14 protein-coding genes are annotated in these 17,724 nt (G+C 68.0%); 12 read left to right on the top strand and 2 right to left on the bottom strand.

Annotation, left to right across the window (positions count from 1 at the left end):
- Positions 1-10: 10 nt before the first annotated feature.
- A complete protein-coding gene (locus ABDB87_RS05980) occupies positions 11-325 on the bottom strand; it encodes a DUF2249 domain-containing protein (protein WP_345925052.1) in 315 nt (104 codons plus the stop codon).
- Between the two features lie 576 nt (positions 326-901).
- On the opposite strand from ABDB87_RS05980, the gene ABDB87_RS05985 reads away from it, so the two are divergent.
- The 11 genes from ABDB87_RS05985 to ABDB87_RS06035 all read left to right on the top strand — a co-directional run bounded on the left by ABDB87_RS05985 (position 902) and on the right by ABDB87_RS06035 (position 16,166).
- A complete protein-coding gene (locus ABDB87_RS05985; RefSeq protein ID WP_345925053.1) occupies positions 902-3,763 on the top strand; it encodes a bifunctional glycoside hydrolase/polysaccharide deacetylase family protein in 2,862 nt (953 codons plus the stop codon).
- Entirely contained in the window at positions 3,723-7,442 is a 3,720-nt protein-coding gene (locus ABDB87_RS05990; protein ID WP_345925054.1) for a tetratricopeptide repeat protein, read from the top strand. The genes ABDB87_RS05985 and ABDB87_RS05990 overlap by 41 nt, the downstream gene beginning before the upstream one ends.
- A 35-nt stretch (positions 7,443-7,477) precedes the next feature.
- A complete protein-coding gene (locus tag ABDB87_RS05995; RefSeq protein ID WP_345925055.1) occupies positions 7,478-8,023 on the top strand; it encodes a hypothetical protein in 546 nt (181 codons plus the stop codon).
- Between the two features lie 13 nt (positions 8,024-8,036).
- A complete protein-coding gene (locus ABDB87_RS06000) occupies positions 8,037-9,404 on the top strand; it encodes a PelD GGDEF domain-containing protein (protein ID WP_345925056.1) in 1,368 nt (455 codons plus the stop codon).
- Positions 9,364-10,356: a hypothetical protein gene (locus ABDB87_RS06005; RefSeq protein ID WP_345925057.1), complete on the top strand. Its 993-nt coding sequence runs from the start codon at positions 9,364-9,366 to the stop codon at positions 10,354-10,356. Before ABDB87_RS06000 ends, ABDB87_RS06005 begins: the two co-directional genes overlap by 41 nt.
- Positions 10,353-11,936, top strand: coding sequence for a GT4 family glycosyltransferase PelF (gene pelF, locus ABDB87_RS06010; protein WP_345925058.1), 1,584 nt, complete (start codon positions 10,353-10,355; stop codon positions 11,934-11,936). Before ABDB87_RS06005 ends, pelF begins: the two co-directional genes overlap by 4 nt.
- Entirely contained in the window at positions 11,936-13,306 is a 1,371-nt protein-coding gene (gene pelG / locus ABDB87_RS06015) for an exopolysaccharide Pel transporter PelG (protein ID WP_345925059.1), read from the top strand. Before pelF ends, pelG begins: the two co-directional genes overlap by 1 nt.
- Before the next feature lie 27 nt (positions 13,307-13,333).
- Complete coding sequence (locus ABDB87_RS06020) at positions 13,334-14,206, top strand: spermine/spermidine synthase domain-containing protein (protein WP_345925060.1); 873 nt, start codon at positions 13,334-13,336, stop codon at positions 14,204-14,206.
- A gap of 192 nt (positions 14,207-14,398) precedes the next feature.
- The gene (locus ABDB87_RS06025; protein WP_345925061.1) at positions 14,399-14,884 is read left to right on the top strand and encodes an arsinothricin resistance N-acetyltransferase ArsN1 family B; all 486 of its coding nucleotides are present in this window, start codon (positions 14,399-14,401) and stop codon (positions 14,882-14,884) included.
- A gap of 38 nt (positions 14,885-14,922) precedes the next feature.
- Entirely contained in the window at positions 14,923-15,504 is a 582-nt protein-coding gene (locus ABDB87_RS06030) for a GNAT family N-acetyltransferase (RefSeq protein WP_345925062.1), read from the top strand.
- Between the two features lie 32 nt (positions 15,505-15,536).
- Positions 15,537-16,166: a LysE family translocator gene (locus ABDB87_RS06035; RefSeq protein ID WP_345925063.1), complete on the top strand. Its 630-nt coding sequence runs from the start codon at positions 15,537-15,539 to the stop codon at positions 16,164-16,166.
- On the opposite strand, the gene ABDB87_RS06040 is transcribed toward ABDB87_RS06035, so the two are convergent.
- On the bottom strand, positions 16,163-17,047 hold the full coding sequence (locus ABDB87_RS06040; RefSeq protein ID WP_345925064.1) for a LysR family transcriptional regulator: 885 nt from the start codon (positions 17,045-17,047) through the stop codon (positions 16,163-16,165). The two genes, ABDB87_RS06035 and ABDB87_RS06040, sit on opposite strands and share 4 nt — an antisense overlap.
- Positions 17,048-17,178: 131 nt before the next feature.
- On the opposite strand from ABDB87_RS06040, the gene ABDB87_RS06045 reads away from it, so the two are divergent.
- Positions 17,179-17,688: a phenolic acid decarboxylase gene (locus tag ABDB87_RS06045; protein WP_345925065.1), complete on the top strand. Its 510-nt coding sequence runs from the start codon at positions 17,179-17,181 to the stop codon at positions 17,686-17,688.
- Positions 17,689-17,724: the final 36 nt, after the last annotated feature.

Below are 17,724 nucleotides of genomic sequence, written 5' to 3' on the forward strand. Positions count from 1 at the left end.
GCGTGGTCGCTCAGTGGCTGCAGCCGCAGCCGCCCGAGCCACCGCACGAACCGGCGCCTTCACCAGCCTGCTGATAGGCATGGATGTGGAAATCGATCACCACCGGGCCGCTGCGGTCCACATATTCCGGACGGACCTGATCGCCGTAGCGCTGCGAAATCTGCGCCAGCAGGGGCAGCGGATCGTGGTCGTTGATGAAGCGCATCACCTCGCCGTCTTCCAGCGCTTCGATCGCACCGAAAATCGCCGAATGACGGAAGCGCTTGCTGATGCCGCGCGCGTCGAAGACATGGGTATCGAGATGGTTCTGGCTGCTGCAATCCATGATGTCGGACCTCGTGAAACAGGGGTTGAAAACCGGATTGTGGGCAAGGCAGGCACGCCATTTCCTTGATCCGGGACAGGTTCGCGGAGCCGCCCGGGAACCGTCATGCCGCCCCTCCCCCGGACGCTTTGCCGACTGACCGCCGCACATGCCCGAGCCCCTGGCGGGAACGGTTCGGACCGCAGGCAGGTCGAATCGGGGCGAGCGCCGTCGCGTGACCTGCCCCTCAGGGCAGGGGCAGTCAAAAGTCTGACAACACAGGCTCTCCGGCCCATACGGCCAACCGCGCTCCGGCGCACCGGGCAAGTCTCGACTTCAGCCAGCAGGTCAAGGTGATAGGCTGCGCGCCCGCTCTGAAAACGTCATGAAAACCCGATCCGCACAAAAAAATGCCAGCACAGTTGCATGACAACTCAAACGCCGTAAAGGCGCCCGGGCCGCACAAGCGCTTGAAACGATAATGCGGCGCCCACCGATCCGCGGCCGGACCGCTGTACCCGGACCGGACGGAGCCGTTGAAACGAACGAGAATCCCGCCAGATCGACACCGATCGGAGCCATGCCTTGAGGTGCACCTTGCCCGCACTTTGCCGCCCTGCAGACCACTCCGGTCAAGACCGGTCCGCCGGCCCTGCCGCCCCGCCTGCACGCCCTGCCGGGGCGGGCGCGCTGCTGCGCGCCGGGCTGCGCATGCTGGTGCTGCTTGCGGCCGGGCTCGGCCTGCTGCCGGCCCAGGCCGCGCTGCAGTCGGTCGGCTTCTATTACGGGGCAGACACCCGGCTGCAGGAATTCCACGCCTTCGACGTCACCGTGGTCGACCCGGATCACGGTTTCGACCCCGAGCTCTGGCGGCGCGGCAGCGGCGAGCTGTATGCCTATGTGAGCGTGGGCGAGGTGCATCCCTCGCGCAGCTGGGCCGGCGAGATTCCGCAGAGCTGGAAGCTGGGGCGCAACGAGGCCTGGGCCTCGACGGTAATGGACCAGCGCAATCCGGCCTGGCGCGAATTCGCGCTGACGCGCATCTTCGCGCCGCTGTGGCAGCGCGGCTATCGCGGCTTCTTCCTCGACACGCTGGACAGCTACCAGCTGGGCGGAGCCGCCGCCGACCCGGCCGCCCAGCAGGCCGGACTGGTGAGCCTCATCCGCGCGTTGCGGACGCGTTTCCCGGGCATCCGGCTGATTGCCAACCGCGGCTTCGAACTGCTGCCCGACATCGGCAGCGAGCTCGAGGCGATCGCCGCCGAGTCGCTCTATCGCGGCTGGAACCAGAGTGCGCGGCAATACCGCGAGGTGCCGGAGGCCGATCGCGAATGGCTGCTTGCCCGACTCGAAGAGGCCCACCAGCGCTATCGCCTGCCGGTGATCGTGATCGACTACCTGCCGCCTGCGCAGCGCGCGCAGATGCGCGATACCGCCCGCCGGATCCTGCAGCACGGCTTCATCCCCTGGGTGGCCAGCGGCCAGCTCGACACCCTGGGCATGAGCCGCATCGAGGTGATGCCGCGCCGCATCCTGATCCTGCATGACAGCCGCGAAGCGCCCGGCATGCACTATCGCGCCGCCCACCGCTACACCGAGATGCTGCTGAACTATCTGGGCTATGTGGCCGACTATGCCGACGTCAACAAGCCACTGCCGGTACCCGATCCGGGCGTGTACGCCGGCCTGCTGAGCTGGTTCGACGGCGGCCTGCAGACGGCCGCGGCCAGCCGTTACGAACGCTGGCTCGCGGCCCGTCTCGGCGAGGGTTTCCGCATCGCGATGCTGAGCGACCCCGGCCTGCCGGCCACCAGCAGCGTGCTGGGCCTGATGGATCTGCAGGCGGCCCCCGAGCCGGACGGGCGGGTCGAGATCCTCAGCCGCAATGCGGCCATCGGTTATGAAACCGAGCCGCTGCCACGCCGCCAGCTGCTGCAGCCGCTGCGCCTGGCGCCTGGCAGCGGGGTCAGCTGGCTGCGTCTGCGCGACGCCCGCGGCCAGCTCTATGATGGCGCCGGCATCACCCGCCAGGGCGGCTTCGTCTGGCGCCCCTTCGGCGTGGCGGGCGACGACGACAACGGCCGCCGCTGGGTCATCGACCCCTGGCGCTTCCTGCAGCAGGCGCTCGCCCTGCCGGCCATGCCGGTGCCCGACACCACGAGCCTCGCGGGCCGCCGGATGTTCTTCGCCCACATGGATGGCGATGGCTTCGCCTCGCGCGCCGAGTTCCCCGGCAGTCCCTTCGCCGCGCAGGTGATCCTCGACCAGGTGATCCGCCGCTATCCGGGCGTGCCGCACACCATGTCGGTCATCGAGGGTGAAGTCTCGCCGCAGGGCATCTATCCGAAAGACAGCCCGGCGATGGAAGCCATCGCGCGGCGCATCTTTGCCCAGCCGAATGTGGAAATCGCCAGCCACACCTATTCCCACCCCTTCCGCTGGGTGAAGGTGGAGGCCGGCGACGCCAGCGCCGATGCGGACGCCGACTACCACCTCGACATTCCCGGCTATGTGCCTTCGCTGGCGCGCGAAGTCGAAGGCTCGCTAGCCTATGTGCGCACCCTGGCGCCGGCCGGCAAACCGGTCAACATCCTGCTCTGGAGCGGTGACGCCGCGCCCACGCCCTCGGCCATCGCCTGGGTGAGCCGCGATGGCCTGCTCAACATGAATGGCGGCAGCACCATGCCCACCCGCGAGAAGCCCAGCCTCACCCGCATCTCGCCGCTGGGTGCGCGCCTGGGCGGGCATTTCCAGGTCTTCGCTCCGATCACCAACGAGAACGTCTACACCAATCTCTGGCGCGGCCCCTTCTACGGTTTCGCGCATGTCACCGAAAGTTTCGAGCTCACCGGCGAACCTCGCCGCATCAAGCCGGTCGACATCTACTACCACACCTACTCCGGCAGCAAACCCGCGGCGCTGCGTGCCTTGCAGAGTGCTTATGACTGGGCGCTGGCGCGGCCGCTGCACCCGGTCTACGCCTCCGAATTCATGCGCATCGCCACCGACTTCAATACCGTCGTCATAGCCCGCGATCTGCAGCAGGCGCGCTTCAGCGTGCGCAATGCCGGCAGCCTGCGCTCGCTGCGCATGCCGGCCGAGCTGAACGCGCCCGCGCTGGCAGACAGCCAGGGCCTCGCCGGCTGGGCCGACGGGCCGGACGGCCGCTACCTGATTCTGAGCGCGGCCGAAGCTTCCTTCGCGCTGTCTGCGGGGCAGGACGCCCTCCCCCGGCTCGCCGGTGCGAATGGCAAGGTGCTCGCATGGTCGCGGGAGGGCGACCACATCCAGGCCCGGCTCGCCGGCCATCAGCCACTCGATTTCGAACTCGCCAATGCGGCGGGCTGCAGCGTGCGCACGCCCGCCGGCCCGCTCACCGGCACCCCCGCCGGCAAACTGCTGCGCTACAGGCTCACCGATGCTGAGACAACGCTCGACATTGGCTGTCGAGGGCGCTAAGCGCCCCCGCCTGGTGCCGCCCGGCGTGCTGCTGGCCTTCAGTGTGCTGGTGGCCGGCGGGCTCGTCCTCATGTACCCCTATCGCGTGCTGATGGACCAGGTGCTGCGCGGCCAGCGCGGGGATGAACTCGTCATCGCCTATCTGCGCAACCTCCTGCGCACCGATCCGCACAATGACGAGCTCGCCCTGCGTCTGGCCCGCCAGCAGCTCGCCTCGGGAGACTTCCCAGGCATGCGCGTCACGCTGCACGACGTGCTCGACTCCACCGATGATGACAAGCGCATCACCGCGCGCCTGCTGCTGTGGCGCGCCGGGGAGGAATCCTGGCGCCGTACCCGCGACCCCGACGCCCGCGAGAGGCTGCGCCAGGGCCTGCTGGCCGAGCTCGAAGCGCTCGCCGGCCTGACCCATCTGGACGAAGCCAACCGCCTCGACATCGCCGAGCGCGCGCTCGAACTCGGCGACCGGGCGCTCGCCCTGCGCATCTACCGCATCGCGGCCGGCGCAGCGCCGGAATTTGACGCGGTCAGCCTGATGGATCGCGCCCGCCTCAGGCAGCAGGATCCGCACAGCCATGAAGCGGCGATCCAGCTCTACCTGCTCGCCCGCCAGCGCGCCGAGCGCATCGGCCTGCGCCGCGAGGCCTTCATGCAGGCGGTGCGCATCCGCCTGGCGCAGGGGCATCCGGCCGAAGCCCTGCAACTCGCGGAAGACGCACTGGGCAGTCTCGCCGGCGACCTCGACACCCTGGTCTTCATGGTCGAACTCGCGCGTGCGGCAAACCAGCCGGAAGCGGCCGCGCGCTATGCCCGGCTCATGCTGCGCCTGTCGCTCGCGCAGGCACTCGAACAGCTCGCCCTCGGCGACCTCGCGGTCCAGGGACACCCGGTGGCCGACAGCCAGGACCGGCCCGCCGAAGGTGGCCCGCCGGGCCTGCCCTTCAATGACCGGATCTATGTGCTGGGTTATGACGCCTTCATCGGCAACCGCAATCTGGAAGATGCCTGGCGGGTGGCCGAGTATGCCGTGCGCCAGGTGCCGCAGAGCCTCGACTGGCGCCTGCGCCTGGCCCGCGTGAGCGAATGGACCGGCCGGCCGGAAACCGCGATCGACCAGTGGCGATGGATCATGGAACAGGGCGGGGGCTTGCCGCGCGCGCAGCGCGATGAAGCCTCGGCAGCCATCCTGCGGCTCGCACCCGGCCTCTTCGACGATCGCGCGCTGATCCTGAGCCTCCGGTACAGCCTCTCGAAACAGCCCGATTCGCCCGAACTGCTGCGCGCCCTCATCGATGCCTATGAGCGGCTCGGCCTGCCCGAAGAAGGCATCGCCGTGCTGCAGTCGGTCGTGCGCAGCACGCCCATGCCGGGCCCGCTGCAGGCGCTCGCCGAGCTCGCCCGGCGCAACGGCAATGTGGCACTGGCCATTGCCGCCACGCAGGAACTGATCGCCCGGCACGGCAACACCCGCGAGCGAGCGATGAGCCTTGCGGCCCTGCTGCTGGGCCAGGGCCGGGTCAGGGAAGCCCAGGCCGCACTGGCCAGCCTGCGCGACTCGGTGCCCGCCAGCGACGACCGCTTCTGGCGCCTGCTCGGCGAACTCTCGATCCGCGTGCAGGACGACGACAACGCCCGTGCCGCGCTGGCGCGCATCGTGACCCTGAACGACGCCACCCGCGCCGATTTCGAGAGCTACGTCGAACTCCTCGCCGACGATGAAGCCCTGCAGGCCTCGGCCCTCGCCTTGCAGGCCGCGCTGCGTTTCGACGACCGCCCGCTGCTGCTGCGCGGCCTCTCGCTGCAGTTGCGTGCAGGCAGTGCCGGGCAGAGCTGGCAGGTCTTCGCCGGTCTGCCAGCCGTCTGGCAGGCGCGGGGCGAAGACTGGCCCGAATTCCTCGCCCTGCGCGCGGAGGCCGCGCGCGCCAGCGGCCACCGGCGCGAAGCCACGCGGGATCTCACCCGCTGGATCAGCCTGAGCCCGGACGACGAAAACGCGCAGGCCAGCCTGCTCTGGCTGCTCGCCGACACGCACGACGGCCCGGCCCTCCGGGTGTTGCTGGCGCGCCATGAAACCGCATGGGCGGCCAACCCGCGCCTGCATGACGCACTGGCTGCCGCCTGGCAGACGCTGTCGGCCCCGCATGTCGCGCTGGAGCGCTATCTCACGCCGCGCCTGCAGGCTCACCGCGACGACCATCTGTGGCTGCTGAACTATGCCGATGTGCTGGAGCAGGATCGGCGCGCCGATCTCGCCTGGCGCCTGCGCCAGTACCTGATCGCCCATCCGCCGCGCATCGCCCCGGCCGCCACATCCACGGCCATGCTGCGCGAAGCGCGCGCCCGCCTGATGCTCGCCAGCCGGCCGGGTGACCCTTCGCTGGCGGTGCTCCGCGAGCTGCTCCGGCTCGATGACAAAGGCATCGAGCGGAACGAGAGCGCGGCCCGCGAGCTGGCTGCGGCCTGGCAACTCGCACAGGGCGAAAGCGCTGCCGTGCATGCCTGGCTCTGGACCCGGCATGCGCAGCGCCTGGCCAGCCCCGGCTGGGCACGGATCTCGGTCGCCATGGCGGAACAGGACTGGGCCATGCTGGGTGAGGAGCTCGAACGCCGCGCCAGCGCACTGAGCCGCGACGATGCACTGGCCACCGCGCGCGCTGTCGGTGCCGGTGGCCTCGCCGCCACGCTGGCCTTCGAGGGCCAGACCCTGCAGCGCGATGACGAGCCGCTGCAGCTCGCACTCAGCGACGTGCTGCTCGAAGAAGCGCCGCGGGTCGATCTGCGCAGCGAGCGGCGGCAGTTCGACCGCTGGCTCGAACACGAGCTGCGTCTGGCGGCCAGCACACGGATCAGCCCTGCACTGCGCCTGAGCACCCAGGTCAGCCGCATCAGCCGCGAGCTAGACAGCGCCGTGCTCGACGCCCCGCGGCGGGCGCAATACGCCAGCCTGGGTCTCAGCCTGAAGCAGGGCGAGCTGCGCATCGGGCAGAACGAAAGCCTCACCCACTGGACCTCGCTGGGCCTGCAGCAATCGCTGCTCGAACAGCCGGGACGCAGCCTGGTGCTGCGGGCGGGCCGGCATGAAGTGGCCGACGAGAGTCTGGCGCTGGGCGCACTCGGCTGGCGTGACCGGCTGCGCCTTGAAGCACGCCAGGCGCTGGATCCGCTCAGCAGCCTGTCGCTGGCCCTGCAGCAAAGCCGATATGCCACCCAGAACGGACTGCCGCTGGGCAGCGGCACCCAGCTCGCGACCAGCCTCAACCACAGCCTCGACCCCTTGCGCGAGCGCCAGGCCGAGCTCTTCTGGAGCTGGAACCGCTTCCGCGCCGCGGGCCTGCCGGATGACGAACGAGTCGAGGCGCTCGCCACCCGCCTGCCCGGTGACACGCCCGCCAGCGAACGCGTGGCCAGCCTGATGCCGGCAAGCTACGCCTTCTACGGTCTGCGCCTGTCTCAGGGCATGAGCCGCGAGGAGGCCTGGACCCGCAGCATCCGGCCCTATGCCTCGCTGGCGCTGACCTGGAACACCGCCAGCGGCGCCGGCTACGGCCTCACGCTGGGCGCGGCGGGCCGCGTCAGCGGCGCCGATCACCTGGCCGTCGGCCTCAGCACCGACAAGGGCGGCAGCGGCGCCGTCGCCCGCAGCACACGGATGGGCCTGCAGTACTGGCGGGCCTTCTGAATGACAGACAGATGAAAAACAGGAAAGGATCGGATATGAAGATCTCCCTCAGCCCCACCCGCCTTCGGCGCGGCCTCACCCTGCTGGCCGCGCTGGCACTGGCCGCCTGCGCCACCCTCGACAGCGCTCCGCCGATCCGGCCCGACCGCGGCGCGGCCTGGGTCGTGCTGCCCTTCAGCAACGCGACCGAAACGCCGCTGGCCGCCCAGCGTGCCGAGAGCATCGCGCTGGGCCTGCTGCAGAGCCAGGGCATCGCCAGCGTGCAGCGCTACCCGCAATCGATGCAGGACGACAGCCTCTTCGACACCGGCCAGGCCCGCGGCATGGAGCAGGCCATGGGCTGGGCACGCAGCAGCAACGCGCGCTATGCGCTCGCCGGCAGCGTGCAGGAGTGGCGCTACAAGGTCGGCGTAGACGGCGAGCCGGCCGTGGGTGTCAGCCTGCAGATCATCGAGGTCGGCAGCGGCAAGGTGCTCTGGAGTGCCGTGGCGGCGCGCTCGGGCTGGAGCCGCGAAACGCTCGCCGGCGTGGCGCAGGGGCTGATCAAGCGCATGCTCGCCGCCGGCATCGGCAAGCCCTGATGCCGCGTCCGGTATGAAAGAACGCTTCACCCGCCTGCTTGCGCCGATTGCGGATCCCCGCGTCGCCACGGTTTTCGAGGCCGTGGCGCTGCCGGTCCTGATGATGACCTTCGGTGCCTGGATCAGCCCCGAGGATCCGCTCTTCGTGCGCAGCGGCTTTCCCTGGGCCTGGCTCGCGCCGCTGCTGCTCGCCCTGCGCTACGGCCCCATTGCGGGGCTTGGCGCGGCAGGCGTGCTGCTGGCCGGCTGGTTCGTGCTGGTCGGCCTGCATGGCAGTCAGGTGCTGCCCAAGCTCTACTTCCTCGGCGGGCTGATGATGACCATGCTGGCCGGCGAGTTCGCCTCGGTATGGCGCGCGCGCCTGGGCCGCGCCGAAGCCACGCAGGACTATCTCGACCGGCGCCTCGACAGCCTCACCCGCACCCACTACCTGCTGCGCCTCTCGCACGAGAGCCTGGAACAGGACCTGCTTTCCCGGCCGGTTTCGATGCGCGATGCGCTGGTCGGCCTGCGCGAACTGGTGGCCGGGCTCGAAGACACGCACCAGGGTACGCTGCCCGCAGCCGACAAGCTGCTCAAGCTGACCGTGCAGTTCTGCCAGGTGGAGCATGCCGCTGTCGTACCGGTGAGCGATGGCGGCCTGCAGCCGGAAGCCGCGAGCTTTCTGGGCACCGCCTTCATGCTCGACGCGGCCGATCCGCTGATCCGCCATGCGCTGGAACACGGCGAGCTGAGCCATGTTGCCAGCCAGACGGCCGAGCATCGCGAAGACAGCCGCTATCTGGTGGTGGCGCCGGTGACGGATGCGGCGCACGGTCTGCGTGCCCTGCTGGTGATCGAGGCCCTGCCCTTCCTCTCGCTGCAGGAAGACAACCTGCAGGTGCTCAACCTGATGCTCGGCTACTATGCCGACAGCATTGCAATGTCGGCCCTCGTGGCCCCGCTGCAGGCGGCCTGGCCGGCCTGCCCCGCACCCTTCGCGCTGGAGCTGCAGCGTCTGCACCGGCTGAAGTGCGAATCCGGCGTGCCCAGCGCGCTGGTGGCGATGGTCTTCCCGGCCAGCGATCTGCCGGAAGACCTGCCGATGTGGATGCTGCGCCAGCAGCGCTCGCTCGACGTGACCTGGATGATCAGCAATGCGGCGGGCGAGCCGCGCTGCCTGCTCGCCATCCTGCCGCTGGCGCCGGACGCCGCGGTGGAGGGCTACCTCGCCCGCATCGAACGCTGGCTGGCCGGCAACTACGACAGCGATCTGGCCGGACTGGGCATCCACAGCCGCGTCTGGCATCTGGGCCAGGAAGCCCCGCCCGATCTGCTGGCCCGAATACTGGAGACCTGTGATGTCGCAGCTGAAGCTCGCCTGCCTCGCACTCCTGTTTGAGCTCTCGGCCGGGTTGCAGCTGCTCGTCTCGCGCAGCCAGTCCGACCTGCTCTTCGTCTCCTTCCTGCTCACCCACCTGCTGGCCAGCGCGGTGCTGGCCTCGCTGGTCCTGCTGAGCCTGCACGGCCGCGTGCCCGGCTCACGGCGTCGCACCTGGCTCTTCATCTTCAGCCTCTCCGGTTTCATTCCGGTGCTCGGCATGGTGGGCGTGCTGCTGGGCCTGGTCTGCCTGCCGCTGCTGCCCGCGCCCGGCAGCCGCAGCCGCTTCCATTCGCTGAGCCTGCCGGCGCTTGATCCGCATGAGTACCAGCAGACCGGTGCTTTCCGCCAGGCAGGGCTCGGCCAGTTCCTGCGCAATGACCGCGCGCCGGTCGAGCAGCGCCTGCGCGCCCTGGTGGGCCTGCAGAATGCGCCGGCGCGTTTCTCCAGCCCGCTGCTGCGCGACCTGCTCTCGGCCTCCTCCGAAGACCTGCGCCTGCTCGCCTACGGCATGCTCGAGACGCGCGAGAAGCGCCTCAATACCGAGATCCACACCTGGCGCCTCGCCTGGCAGGACGCCGGCAGCGAGACCGCACGCCGCGCCGCCGCACGCCGCCTCTCGGCGCTCTACTGGGAGACCATCTATCAGGAGCTTGCCCAGGGCGACCTGCGCCGCCATGCGGCGGAGGAATCCCTGCGCTTCCTTGAAGCCTCGCTGGAAGACGCGGACGCCAGCCTGCATCTGCGCCACGGCCGCCTGCTGCATGAGCTGGGCCGCAACGAGGCCGCGGAAGCAGCCTACCGGCGCGCGATCGAACTGGGCCTGCCGGCGCCGCGCGTGAATCCCTATCTGGCCGAGCTGGCCTTCCTGCGCCGGGACTTCGCCGAGGTGCGCCGGCTCCTGATGTCGCTGCGCGAATATCCCGACCAGCGCCGGCTCGAACCGGTGCTCAGATTCTGGAGCGAGGCATGAGCGAACAGGCATTCCCGAAGGCGGCCGAAGCCGATGTCGCCCTGCTGCTGGAGGGCACGTTTCCCTATGTGTCGGGCGGCGTGTCGAGCTGGGTGAACCAGATCATCCGCGCCTTCCCCCACATCCGCTTCGCGCTGGTCTTTCTCGGCAGCCGGCGCAGCGACTATGGCGAGCCGCGCTATGCCCTGCCCGACAATGTGGTGCATCTCGAAACCCATTTCATGCACGACGACCTCGGCCGCCACGGCATCGAGGTGGCACCGCGCGCGGGCAACATGGAAGCCTTCGCGCGCGTGGTCGCACTGCATGAAGCCTTCCGCCAGAAAGGCACGCCGGATCTCTCCGCCTTCGAAGCGCTCGCCAGCGAGCTGATGCCCGGCGGCAGCCTCACCAGCGAAGACTTCCTGCATTCGGAGCAGGCCTGGGGCTTCATCAGCGCGAACTACCGGCGCTTCTGCACCGACCCTTCCTTCGTCGATTACTTCTGGACGGTGCGCATCATGCACCTGCCGCTGTGGATGCTGGCACGGGTCGCGAAAGAGCTGATTCCGGTGCGTGCGCTGCACACCATCTCGACCGGTTACGCCGGCTTCCTCGGTGCGCTGCTGGCGCGCTCGCGCGGCATTCCGCTGATCCTCTCCGAGCACGGCATCTACACCAAGGAACGCAAGATCGACCTCTATCAGAGCGAGTGGATCCGCGACAACCGCAACGTGTTCCAGAAAGATTCGACCGAGCTCTCCTACTTCCGCACGATGTGGATCCACTTCTTCGAATGGCTGGGCCGCATGTGCTATGACGCGGCCGATCCGATCATCGCGCTCTACGAGAACAATCGCCTTCGCCAGGTGGCGGATGGCGCCCGAGCTGAACGTACCTTCAACATTCCCAATGGCGTCGCCATCGGCCGCCTCTCCGCCCTGCGAGCGAAGCGTGCCGACCACATCCCGCCGGTGCTCTGCCTGATCGGCCGGGTGGTGCCGATCAAGGATGTGAAAACCTTCATCCGCGCGATGCGCATCCTGCTCAATCGCATGCCGGAAGCCGAAGGCTGGATCGCCGGACCGGAGGATGAAGACCCGGGCTATGCGCGCGAATGCCGCGAGCTGGCCGAAGGCCTCGGGCTGGGCGATCGCTTCAGGTTCCTCGGCTTCCAGAAGATCGACGAGCTGATGCCGAAGATCGGCATCACCGTGCTCTCCTCGATTTCCGAAGCGCTGCCGCTGGTGATCCTGGAAGGCTATGCCGCGGGCGTGCCCGCGCTCGCCACCGATGTCGGCTCCTGCCGGCAACTGGTCTATGGCCTGGGCGAAGAAGACCGCGCACTGGGCGCGGCCGGCCGGGTGGTGGGCATCGCCGATCCGCAGGCCTTTGCGGAAGCGGCCATCGAGCTGCTGCAGCCGGACAACTGGCATGCCGCGCAGGCCGCCGGCATCGCGCGGGTCGAGAAATACTATGCCGATTACATGATGTTCGACCGTTACCGCGAGGTCTATGACCGGGCACTCACGGCGCCGGTCGCGTCAGCCGCAGAGGCGGCGCCGCTGCGCTGCCCGGTCCACCGGAAGGAAGGTGGCTGATGGCCGGCATCGGTTTCGAGCTGCGCAAGCTGCTCAGGAAAGATACCCTGCTGGGTCTGCTGCAGGCCTACGCTTATGCAGGCGTCATCGGCTCGGGGCCATGGATCCTGTCCATCGTCGGCATCCTTGCGATCGGCCTGCTCTCCCATGCGGTGGTGGTGCCGGGCGTGCAGATCACGCAGTTCCAGGTCTCGGTGACCTGGCTGATCGCCAGCTCCCTGATCCTGACCGGCGCGGTGCAGCTGGCCTTCACCCGCTTCATTTCAGACCGCCTGTTCGAACACCGCGACGAGCTGGTGTTCTCCGGCCTCAACGGCGTGCTGATGCTGACCGCGCTGGTGGCGGGCGGGCTGGGTGTCGTGCTGGCGCTGACCCTGTTCTCGGGCATGGGCGTGGTCTATCGCCTGCTGATGCTCAGCGGTTTCGTGCTGCTCTGCTGCATCTGGATCACCACCATCCTGCTCTCCGGGCTCAAGCGCTACGGCGCAATCGTCGCGCTGTATGCCGGCGGCTATGCCGTCGTCGTGGTCGGTGCGCTGCTCGCCCGTCCATGGGGTCTGGAAGGCTTGCTGGCCGGTTTCGTGCTGGGCCAGTTCCTGCTCTTCTTCGGCATGTGGCTGCTGGTGGTGTGGCACTTCCGCTCGCCGCAGTTCGTGAGCTTCGAATTCACCCGGATCGAAACGCTGTATCCCTCGCTGATGGCGATCGGCTTCTTCTACAACCTCGGCGTGTGGGCCGACAAGTTCATCTTCTGGTTTTTCCCCGACACCTCCTCGGCCATCATCGGGCCGCTGCGCGCCTCGGTGATCTACGACCTGCCGGTGTTCATGGCCTACCTCTTCATCATTCCCGGCATGGCCGTATTCCTGGTCCGCATCGAGACCGATTTCGTGGAGTATTACGACCGCTTCTACGATGCGGTGCGTTCGGGTGGCTCGCTGGCCTACATCGAGACCATGCGCGACGAAATGGTCTATGCGATCCGCCAGGGCCTGCTCGAGATCGCCAAGATCCAGACGCTCGCGCTGCTTGTGGCGCTGGTCGCCGGCCCGGCGGCGCTGCGCGCGCTGGGCATCTCGGAGCTCTACCTGTCGCTCTTCTACATCCAGACCGTGGGCGCCAGCCTGCAGGTGGGCCTGCTCGCCCTGCTCAACGTCTTCTTCTATCTCGATCAGCGCCGCATCGTGCTGATGCTCACGCTCTGCTTCGCGCTGGCAAACTTCCTGCTGACCCTGGTCACCCTGCGACTCGGTGCCGGCTGGTATGGTTACGGCTATTGCGCGGCCACGCTGCTGACCCTGGTGCTGGGCCTCTACCTGCTCGACCACAAGCTCGACCACCTGGAATACGAAACCTTCATGCTGCAGTAGCGCCCGCCGCTGCATGCGAGACACCGAATGCCCGCTTCACCCGCCCCCGCCGGCTGGATCAGCCTGCCCGCCAGCCACCTCAAGGAATCCGGCCTGATCTGGCTGCGCGAACCCGAAAGCCGCAACCGCCAGCTGCTGCTGCACCAGCTCATGGACGGCATCTATCCGCACCCCTTCGTGATCGACGACGGCACGGTGCGCCGCCTGCACTTCAGCCTGCGCCTGGTGCAGAGCGAGATGCGGCTCGATGCGCCGGACACGCTCTCCATCGCCTACACCCGCGCGATGCTCGGCTTCCTGCTGTTTCACCCGATCCCGAAGCATGTGGTGATCGTCGGGCTCGGCGGCGGCTCGCTCACCAAGTACTGCTACCGCCAGCTCGCCCGCAGCCGGGTCACGACGGTGGAGCTCATGGAAGGCGTGATCGCCTGCCGCGACTGGTTCATGATCCCGCCCGACGACGAGCGCCTGAAGATCGTGCAGGCCGATGCCGCCGACTACTTCGCCGGCGAGGCCGATGGCGCCGACGCGATCCTGCTCGACGCCTATGACGAGGAAGGCGTCGCGCCGCAGCTCTGCACCGCCGCCTTCTACGCCAGCCTGCGCCGCCATCTGAAGCCGCGCGGCCTGCTGGTCGCCAACATCTCGGGCCACGGCCTGACGGCCGACACCCATATCGAGCTCATCGACGAAGTCTTCGATGGCCGCAAGGTGGTGGTTGACGTGATGAGTGACGGCAACCGCATCGTGTATGCCTTCAATGACCCCACCTTCCCGCCGCCCTGGACGAAGCTCTCCCGCAGCGCGCGCGAGCTCGAATCCGCCCATCCCATCGAGTTCGGCAAACTGCTGCGCGACATGGAGCGCAGCGCCCAGCGTGCGCGGCGCAAGCGGCGCTAAAGCCCGGCTCATTCGCCGGCAGCATCCGGCGCCATTCATGACAGGCAATTGCCGGCGCCGACTGCGTGGATGACAATGGCGCCGAACCCGCTTTCAGGGACAAACCCCTGCGCACACACCCTGCGGTGGCCAGTGCCTGGTCAGGACGTCCCTGAATCCCCCAGCTTTCCCCCGCCTCACAGGGAGCCTGTCTTGATCCGTAGCGCCTGCCCCTCCGATGCCGCTGACATCGCCACGATCTACAACCACTACATCACCGGCACCACCGTCAGCTTCGAGGAAGCACCGGTCAGCACGACCGAGATGGAAAACCGCCTGAAGAGCGTGAGCGAAGCCTCGCTGCCCTGGCTGGTCTTCGAGGAAGACGGCCAGCTGAAAGGCTACGCCTACGCCAGCAAGTGGAAGCCGCGCTCGGCCTACCGCTTCTCGGTCGAGTCCTCGGTCTATCTGCGGCATGACTGCACCGGCCGTGGCCTGGGCCGGCTGCTGTACGAAGCGCTCTTCGCCGAACTCGCCCGGCGCGGTATCCATTCGGTGATCGGCGGAGTGGCCCTGCCGAACGAAGCCAGCGTCGCGCTGCACGAGAAGCTCGGCATGAAGAAGATCGCGCATTTCGAAGAGGTCGGCTTCAAGTTCGGCAAGTGGCTGGACGTGGCCTACTGGCAAAAGCGGCTGTGAAGCATCGCGGCGCAGTAAGCCAGATCGTGCCGGAGCTGTTGATCGACACCCCGCGCTGCCGGATCCGGCCGGCGCAGCCTGAGGACCTCGCCGCGCTCGAAGAGGCGGTGAGCGACCCGGCCTTTCCTGCAGATCTGCCGCTGGCCCGCATGCACCGCGCCGGCGAGCTGAAAGCCTGGCTGGAGAAATGCTGCCGGCATGATGGCGAGCCCCGGCTGCGGTCGCTCACCCTGCTCGCCTCGCCGGCCTGCATCGGCCAGATTGGCCTCTTCCCCGAGGGCAGGCCGGGCACGTACTGGCTGTCATACTGGCTCGCACCGGCGGTCCAGGGCCAAGGGCTGGCGAGCGAGTGCATCAGGGCACTGCTGGATCGGCACGCGCAGCCTGGCGGCTGCAAGCGGGTCGTCGCGGCCGCCGCCCCCGGCAACGCGCGCAGTCTGGCCTTGCTGCGCCGACTGGGCTTCCTGCCGGCAGACGAACTGCCGCCGCGGACCGTGATCCCGCCAGATCATCCGTGCCTCACGCTCGACCTGCTGCCGGCTGCCGGCCCCCGGCAGCATGGGCGCGCGGCAAAGCTGAGCCGGCCGGCACAGGGACATCACCGGCCGGGCGCGCTATAGTCGCGGCATCCCCCGGCCACCGCATTCCGCCCATGATTCCCGTCGACGTCATCCTGCTGTTCATCGCGGCTTCCGCCGCCCTCTCGGTCGCCCCCGGGCCGGACAATCTCTTCGTGCTGACGCAGTCCGCACTGCACGGCCGACGCACCGGACTGATCATCACCCTGGGGCTCTGCTCGGGCCTGCTCTTTCACATCAGCGCGGTCGCGCTGGGCGTGGCGGCGATCCTGAAGTCCTCGGCCCTCGCCTTCAACCTGCTGAAGATGGCCGGCGCCGGCTACCTGCTCTACCTGGCCTGGAAATCCTTCACCGCCCGGCCTTCGGACATTTCCGGGCCGGATCAGGCGAACACCAGCGGCCTTCGCCTCTATGCCAGAGGCATCGTTATGAACATCACCAATCCGAAGGTCGCGATTTTCTTTCTGGCCTTCCTGCCGCAATTCACCGATCCCGCCCGTGGGCCGGTTCCGCAGCAGGTCATGCTGCTGGGCCTGCTCTTCATGCTCACCGCGCTGGTGATCTTCGGCCTCATCGCCTGGGCGGCCAGCCTGATCGGCGCTTGGCTCAAGCAATCGGACCGCGCGCAGCAGCTCATCAACCGCATCGCCGGCGGCATCTTCGTCGCTCTGGCCTGCCGGCTCGCCTTCAGCAGCAATCGCTAGGCCGGCGCACCCGCCTCGCGCAGAAAGCCGGCCAGTGCGGCAACGGCTCTGTCATAGGCCAGCCCCTCATTGTCGAACACCAGGTAGAGCGGCGTCTTGCGCCGCTCGCCTGCCAGCAGCGCCAGTGCTCGCAACTCGCCGCGTTCGATCTGGCCGCTGACCCGGTGCAGCGGCAGCCAGCCATAGCCGACACCATGGCAGACCGCCTCGATCGCGGCATCGATGGTGGTGAAGGACCACACCGAGCCCTGACCGCGAATCCGCGTGCGCTGCTCGGTACGGTCGGCAATCATCACCAGCGGATGCTGCTCGAGCTGGGCCGCACCCAGCGGGCCTCCAATGGTCTGCAGCGGGTGATCGGCACGCGCCAGGGCGAGAAATTCCACTTCCATCAGCAATGACGCGCCGGCCCGGTCTTCCGGCTTCTGGGTAATCACGTAAAGCTCGGCTTCGTGCTGGCGCAGGGCCTGCTCGCTTTCGGTCCGCAGCAGCTCGGCGACGTGCACCTGCACCTGCGGATAGGCACTCTGGAAAGCGCGCAAGGCCGCGAAAAGCTGCGGCTTGGGAAACACCGAATCCACGATCAGCGACACGCTCGGGCGCAGCCCTTCACGCATGCCCGAGGCGCGTGCTTCGAGCAGACGGAAGCCCTCGATCAGCGGCCGTACCTGCTCCAGCATCAGGCGCCCGGCCTCGGTCAGCGCCGCCTTGCGACCCACGATCTCGAGCAACTCGATGCCCAGGCGTTCCTGCAGCGAGGCAAGCGCATAGCTCACCGACGACTGGCTCCGGCACAGGCGCTCGGCCGCGCGCACATAGCTGCCTTCCTCGATCACGGTCTGCAGCACAAGCCATTGTTCAAGCGTGGTTCCCGGCGACATGGCAGCCCATCGGAAAGAAAAGACCTTCTGAATATATCCGCCAGTCCGATGAATTGCATCGAAATTCAGCGTCAATCAATCTGGGTGTTTTCGCCAGAATGAAGGCTCACCACTCACCCAGGGAGCCCATCATGGCCACATTCGACAAGCACGACCTCTCCGCCTTCGTCGGCAAGCACATCATCTACACCTACGACAACGGCTGGAACTACGAAATCTATGTGAAGAACGATCACACCATCGACTACCGCATCCACAGCGGCATCGTCGCCAACCGCTGGGTGAAGGACCAGCGCGTGTTCATCGCCCGCGTCGGCGAAAACACCTGGAAGATCTCCTGGACCGAGCCCACCGGCACCGACGTGAGCCTGATCGCCAACCTCACCGACATGATCTACCACGGCACGATTTTCTTCCCGCGCTGGGTGGTGAACAACCCGGAGAAGACGGTGTGCTTCCAGAACGAGCACATCCCGCTGATGGAGTCGTACCGCGCCGCCGGCCCGGCCTATCCCACCGAAGTGATCGATGAATTCGCCACCATCACCTTCGTGCGCGACTGCGGCGCCGATGACGACAGCATCATCAGCTGCCCGGCCAGCGAGCTGCCGGCCGACTTTCCGGCGAACCTGAAGCGCTGAGCGCAGCAGGCATGAAAAAGCCCCCGCATGCCCGAC

Source organism: Uliginosibacterium paludis (assembly GCF_039631355.1).
Lineage (GTDB): Bacteria > Pseudomonadota > Gammaproteobacteria > Burkholderiales > Rhodocyclaceae > Uliginosibacterium > Uliginosibacterium paludis.